The 637-nt window shown below is 35.3% G+C and carries 1 protein-coding gene; it reads right to left on the minus strand.

What is annotated here, in order from left to right:
• Window positions 1-118: 118 nt before the first annotated feature.
• Window positions 119-508 (minus strand): DUF2703 domain-containing protein, encoded by a 390-nt coding sequence (locus P2W72_RS13645; RefSeq protein ID WP_276363557.1) that lies wholly within the window; start codon window positions 506-508, stop codon window positions 119-121.
• Window positions 509-637 lie beyond the last annotated feature (129 nt).

Here is a 637-nt window from a genome sequence, read left to right on the forward strand (position 1 = left end):
ATCAAAGAGTTATAAATTAATTGTTCCTTCAAAATAATTCTTGCCTTATCCCGAACTCACGTTAATTATATTCAACATCGATAATATATTTTAGTTTAAAAAATAACACTAAAAGGCACTAAAGAGAAACTAATTGCGATGCAGCTATTAATCCTGCCCGAACAATTAAATCTTGTGGAATAACTTCATAAGTTTTATCTTCAAGCTCAATCGTACGGCATTTCGAGTCACCGCAAACCTCACAACATTGGCTCTGACTAGTGTTTGCATTCAAATATTCCTCCAGAGGCTTGTTGTTGAGGAGAATACGATTTGAAATCGCAGGGTTCACTTTAAATTCTGCTTCTGAGATTTCAGACTTTTCCAAAACTACTTTTATACCCAATGGTGTAAGTAACTTCTCCAATGCAGGAATGGCTTTCTCTAATTCATTCTCAGTAGAACCGCATCTTGGGCAAGTGCTGCCTTTGGACAATAATCTCTGCCAATTAATCATTAAGGTTTTCATCCGTAAATATTTAATGTTGACTAGTTAAAGTCAACGGGTTTATACTTCTGTTAATTAATTAAAAAAACACAGCCAAGAGTTGTAAAATTTCATCCTCGAGCTCTATGGCTCAACCCTGTGTGCTTAGCT

It is taken from the genome of Daejeonella sp. H1SJ63, from assembly GCF_029360775.1.
Taxonomy (GTDB): Bacteria; Bacteroidota; Bacteroidia; order Sphingobacteriales; family Sphingobacteriaceae; genus Daejeonella.